Origin of the sequence: Synechococcus sp. R50.1 (assembly GCF_047462115.1) — a bacterium.
Classification (GTDB): domain Bacteria; phylum Cyanobacteriota; class Cyanobacteriia; order Thermostichales; family Thermostichaceae; genus Thermostichus.
On record NZ_JANSIN010000077.1, the window covers coordinates 1 to 5,261 of the forward strand.

Genomic DNA, 5,261 nt, shown 5'->3' on the forward strand with positions numbered 1-5,261 from the left:
CCGTTGGAAAGAACTAACTTCCCACCCCGAACCCTAATGGCAGAGGACTTCCAGATGACCTTGAAGTAGCGCCGCCGCCTTTTGGGGGGCTTGGCGTTGGGATCCGTTTTGCGACGCTTGTACCAAGACTTCAGAGAAGCAAAGAAACTTTGTACCACTGCATCAGCACTATGGGCGTGAAGTTGGTTTCCACTACTGTTGGGAAACCAGCGCATCAAACTCGAGGGCTTTAACCACAAGCCTTTCTTGCGTACCACTCGCCAGAAGGCAACTAGAGTTTTGGAATACAAGTCCCCCGCCGCTAAAGCTAAACGATGCAATTGTTCCGAAAGTCCCAACTTTAGCTTGCGAACAAAGTACATTCAGAGGCCCATTGGGGGTTGCATTCTAGGGTTAGTTTTAGCACAAAGCCGCCCTAGTCGCGTCAGCGGGCCGTAGGCCTTGGGGCGGGGCTTGCAACCCAGTTTTCTTGGTCACAACCCTCGCAGAGGTCATCTGAGCGATGGGGAAGACAGAAAGGGCTGGCACAGCCACAACCCACTGAACCCCAAAGTCAGCAGAGTGAGGGGCAGGCCAAAGCGCAGATGTTCCCCAAACGAAAGCACATAGCCTTTTTTGGCCGCTGCCTCAACCGTGATCAGATTGGCCACCGCCCCAAATAGAGTCAAATTGCCCGCCAAAGTGGAGCCGGCAGCCAGCAACAACCAAGCGGTAGTCTCCTGCCGAGGGAGCAACGATTGCAGCAACAGCACCGCCGGCACATTGGAGATGATGTTGGACAAAACGGCCACACTGCTCAGCAGGGCAAGAGGGGATCCCGCCAGACTCTCTGCCAAGGATCCCAAGCCCATCCCCCAAACAGTGACCAGCTCTCGCGTTGCCCGCGTTAGGATGAACAGCCCGGAAAACATCACCAGCAGATTCCAGTCCACCTGCCCCAAAAATCGCTCCGGCTTCAGCCTGCGGGTAATCAACAACAGGGCTGCCGCCACCAAGGCCGATTCTGCCAAGGGAAGTCCGGCTACAAAGGCCACAAACAGCCCCCCCGTAATCACCACGCTCTTGCGCAACAGGGGCGGATAGAGCCGCAGCGGTAGCCAAGGCACCTGGGCAAAGGGTTTCAACGAGCGCACCTCAGGGTAGTACAACCACAGCAACCCCACTTCCAGCAGCAGCCCTACCACGGCAATGGGGGTCATCTGGGCAGCAAACTCCAGATAGCCGATCCCAGAGAAGGAGCCGATCAAAATATTCTGCGGGTTGCCGCTCAAGGTGGCGACGGATCCCAGGTTGGTGGCTGCCGCCAAGCCCAGCAGGTAGGGGATCGGGTTTAACCCCAACACCGTTGTGACTTGCAAAGTTAGGGGGGTGAATACCAGCGCCAGCGTGTCGTTGAGCAGGAAAGCCGAGAGCAGCCCGCTGCCGAACACCAGCATGATCAACAGACCAAAGGGGCTGCGGCTCACCCGAATCAAGCCCAGCAAAGCCAACTGAAAAGCCCCCCCATAGGACAAGCTGGCATTTACCACCATCATGCTCAGGAGAAACACAATCGTGGTCGGGTCAATGGCTTCCCAAGCCTGCCGTAGCGACAAGGTCCCCAAGCCAATCAACAGGGCGGATCCCACCAGGGCGATGGTGGCCCGGTTCATACGCAGCCTGGGCAGGGATCCCAGTCCCAGCCCGACATAGCTCAGGCCCAACACCAACCAAGCCAGCCTCTGCACCCCTCAATCCCTCCCCCACTTCTTTCAGGATCCCTGATGGGTTTAGCCAATGGCAAAGGCTGGAGTTGAAACAGGCCCAATATTCCCGATACCCAATAGGTCACAAGAACCAATCACGGTCAGGAATCTTTCGAGACAGTCCAACAGCTCCGCTGGGCCAGCGCGTTCGCCTCGGCAAGCTGCAGGCTGAGCAGAGGTGGGGAGAATATCCAAGGTTCGGCCATCGTTCGTAGGATAATGGGAGCCCGTAGGCACTAACCCGCAAACATTGAGTTACCCGCCGTTCACTGAGGAGTTGTCCCCTTGGTCAAAGAACGCGTAGAGGTGATCGTCCCGGCCACCACCGCCAATTTGGGGCCAGGGTTCGACTGCATCGGTGCAGCCCTAGAGCTCTACAATCACTTCTATTTTCGCGAGATCCCTTCTGGCCTCAGCATCCACTACCGCGGCAGCGACCACATTAGCCAGAGCAAGGACAACCTGGTGTACCGGGCTTTTTGCCGCGCCTTTGAGCTGCTGAGTAAGCCTGTGCCGGGGGTAGAAATCGAAATCACCCTCAACGTGCCGCTGGCGCGGGGGTTGGGCAGTTCTGCTACCGCCATTGTCGGCGGCTTGCTGGGGGCCAATGCCATTGGGGCGCTTAACTTAGCTCCCGAAACCCTCCTACAACTGGCCATTGCCCTAGAAGGCCATCCAGACAATGTGGTGCCCGCCCTGCAGGGCAGTTGTCAGCTTTGTGTGCAGGGACAGCAGGGGCAGTGGGTGTTCTGTCCGGTGGAGTGGCATGAGAGCATTGGCATCCTGGCTGTGGTGCCCAACTTTAAGCTTTCCACCCAAGCGGCCCGCGAGATCCTGCCCAAATCCGTCAGCTTGGCGGATGCAGTTTTTTCCAGCAGCCATCTGGGCCTACTCATCCGCAGCCTGCAGTCGGGGCGGGTGGACTGGCTGAAGGTGGCCCTGCAGGATCGGCTGCACCAGCCGGCGCGTATGGAGCTGATCACCGGGTTCAAAACGGTTCAAGCTGCAGCCATGGCTGCCGGAGCCTATGGAGTGGTGATCAGCGGAGCCGGGCCTACCCTTTTGGCCCTCTGTGCTCCCGAGAATCGGGAACGGGTGGGATCCGCGATGGTCAGCGCTTGGGCGCAGTTGGATATTGAAGCAGAGGCCAAACTGCTCAATCTGGATCGGCAGGGGGGGCGGGTGGTGATCCACTCCCAGCAATCTGGATAGGAAACTTCCTGTCCAATCGGGGAGCTACCCTGCTGCCGGGAAGCCGTCTTGCAGCAGCAACACCAAAGGCGGAAGAAATAGCCAAGCCGCCACCATCAAGGATGCCGCTGCCGCCATCAACACGGCTGCTGCCGCGCAATCTTTGGCGATCTCGGCCAAGAGGTGATACTTGCTGCCCAGGGTGAGATCCACCACCGCTTCCAGAGCGGTATTGACCAGCTCAAGCGCCATCACCAAGCCGCTGGTCAGGCTGATCAGGGCCATTTCCACAGCGCTCAGCCGCAGGCCCAGCCCAAGGCCAAAGGCTATCACCGCCACCGCCATGTGGATGCGGAAGTTGCGCTGAGTGCAGATGGCATAGACCAAGCCCTTGCCCGCGTAGTAAAAACTTTTGCCCAGGTTGTCAGCCACTTGCCAAGAGGGGGGGCGTCGCCAGGGATCCATCCCCGAAGGCTCGGCAGTTGCTGCGGGATCGGCCTCAGAGATAGGCGCTGGGTCTACACCGGTGGGCCCGGAATGGACGCGCCGCCGGAACACCGCCAGGTGAGAACGCTCCGGCAACCGACTAGGGCTGTTGGCCATGGGCCACCTCCCCATCCAGTTGGATGGCTGCGAGCAACTGTCGCTGTTGCTGCAACATGCGCTGCAGGGACAGTTCATCCGGGTGATCCCACCCCAGCAGATGGAGCAACCCGTGGCTGGCCAACCAGGCCAACTCTTGCGAAAGACGATGCCCCTGCGCCTTGGCTTGTGCGCGGGCGGTGGGCACCGAAATCACAATATCCCCCAGCAGGCGTACCCCCGTTACGTCTTGGATCTCAAAGGGGGCAAACATCTCCTGCGCGGCAAAGGCCAACACATCGGTGGGCTCGTCGAGATGGCGAAACTCGCGGTTGAGCTGGCGGATGTGTTCATCGGAAGTGAGGCAAAGGCTGAGCTCGCATGGCTCCTGTACTCCCAGCTCTTTCAGCCAGATCTCGAACCAATGACGCCAAGTGGCTTCTTCAATCGGGCTTGGGATGTTGAATTGCAGATAGAGATCTAAAAATCCATCCATGCGGGCCTCACTCACACCACGCCCCTTATTCTACTGGTTTGCCCAGATTGGGCCAGGTTTTGCTTCTTTGCTCTGCCAGCTGTTTCAGCGCCTGTCGTAGTCGATTCTCCAGCTCATGGCAGCCCGAATGCAAATCCTCTGGCGGGAACAGATCTCCGGCAACGCCGACCGCCCAGGCCCCTGCTTGCAGGTATTCCGCTGCCCCGGACAAGGTGACTCCCCCTGTGGGGATCAACGGCAGGGATCCCAGCACCGATTGTAGATGGCGCAGGTAGCGGGATCCCCCCATGCTCTCCACCGGAAACACCTTCACTGCCGTTGCCCCCGCCTGCCACGCCCTCCAGATCTCGCCGGGGGTGAGGGCACCGGGCACGATGGGCAGCCCTACTTCCCGACCCCAACGGATGACTTGCTCATCGGTGAAGGGGCAAACGCAAAACTGGGCTCCTGCCTGCCAAGCCTGCTCCGCCATCTGTCGATTGAGAACAGTGCCCACCCCTATCCAACACTGCGGGTGGTCTTGCCGCAGTTGGGCAATCAACTCCAGGTATTGGGGAACTTGCGTGGTGATTTCAATGTGGCGGATCCCGGCCCGGATGGCCAGCATGGATCCCTCTAGGGCCTGGGCTGGGCTGGCACAGAGGCGGATCACCGCGATCAGCGGCTGCTGCCACAGATGGAGTAGCCAGGGGTGCTGTGACCCTTTTCTGAAACTGCACTCAGCATCCTCGAATGCCATCTGTAGGAAAATACCCGCTCAGTGTTTTGCAGTTGCTTGGGTTTAGCTTAAGTTTAATTGCAATCCAAAAACGAAAAAGTCAGCCTGCCAATGAAATAATGACAAACCATAAAGCCTAAACGTCTTTTCTTTCAAGGGAAAGCCTAGCAGATGACTCAGGAACAAGCAAAGCCGGTGTTTTATAGGGGCAACTGTTTGCGCGTTCGTGGCCTTTGCCGGAGTGTTTGCTTTTCCCAGCTTTTCACGGCGTTGCTGGTTCCTGCTCTGGCCTTGTTGTCTCCCTAACCGGTGCTGAACTCAGCAGAGAAGAGGAGGAAGATTCCTCAAACCAAAGGTGCCGCAAGGTATCCCGTCTGTATGAGGCAACTTTTTGGTTGGCCTTCTAAGCGTGAGGTTTGCCAGCAGGTGAGCGGCCAGTTTATCGTCATTTCCTAGGTCGTGTTGATCTTATGTTAGGATAGAGAGAGTAATTTATAGAGGAAAGAGGATGAAGTTGGTTTTTTTAGAT

General features: G+C 58.0%; 5 protein-coding genes. 1 reads left to right on the forward strand and 4 read right to left on the reverse strand.

Annotation, left to right across the window (positions count from 1 at the left end; genetic code table 11):
• Positions 1–491: 491 nt before the first annotated feature.
• A complete protein-coding gene (locus NW870_RS12715) occupies positions 492–1,727 on the reverse strand; it encodes an anion transporter (RefSeq protein ID WP_414375607.1) in 1,236 nt (411 codons plus the stop codon).
• Positions 1,728–2,030: 303 nt separating this feature from the next.
• Between NW870_RS12715 and thrB the strand changes: the two genes are divergently transcribed.
• The gene (gene thrB / locus NW870_RS12720; RefSeq protein ID WP_414355493.1) at positions 2,031–2,957 is read left to right on the forward strand and encodes a homoserine kinase; all 927 of its coding nucleotides are present in this window, start codon (positions 2,031–2,033) and stop codon (positions 2,955–2,957) included.
• A gap of 24 nt (positions 2,958–2,981) precedes the next feature.
• On the opposite strand, the gene NW870_RS12725 is transcribed toward thrB, so the two are convergent.
• The 3 genes from NW870_RS12725 to eda are packed head-to-tail and all read right to left on the reverse strand — an operon-like array spanning position 2,982 to position 4,753.
• Entirely contained in the window at positions 2,982–3,539 is a 558-nt protein-coding gene (locus NW870_RS12725; RefSeq protein WP_414375609.1) for a diacylglycerol kinase family protein, read from the reverse strand.
• On the reverse strand, positions 3,523–4,014 hold the full coding sequence (gene ybeY, locus NW870_RS12730; RefSeq protein WP_414343558.1) for an rRNA maturation RNase YbeY: 492 nt from the start codon (positions 4,012–4,014) through the stop codon (positions 3,523–3,525). The genes NW870_RS12725 and ybeY overlap by 17 nt, the downstream gene beginning before the upstream one ends.
• A 25-nt stretch (positions 4,015–4,039) precedes the next feature.
• Positions 4,040–4,753 (reverse strand): bifunctional 4-hydroxy-2-oxoglutarate aldolase/2-dehydro-3-deoxy-phosphogluconate aldolase, encoded by a 714-nt coding sequence (eda, locus tag NW870_RS12735; protein ID WP_414375610.1) that lies wholly within the window; start codon positions 4,751–4,753, stop codon positions 4,040–4,042.
• Between the last annotated feature and the right edge of the window lie 508 nt (positions 4,754–5,261).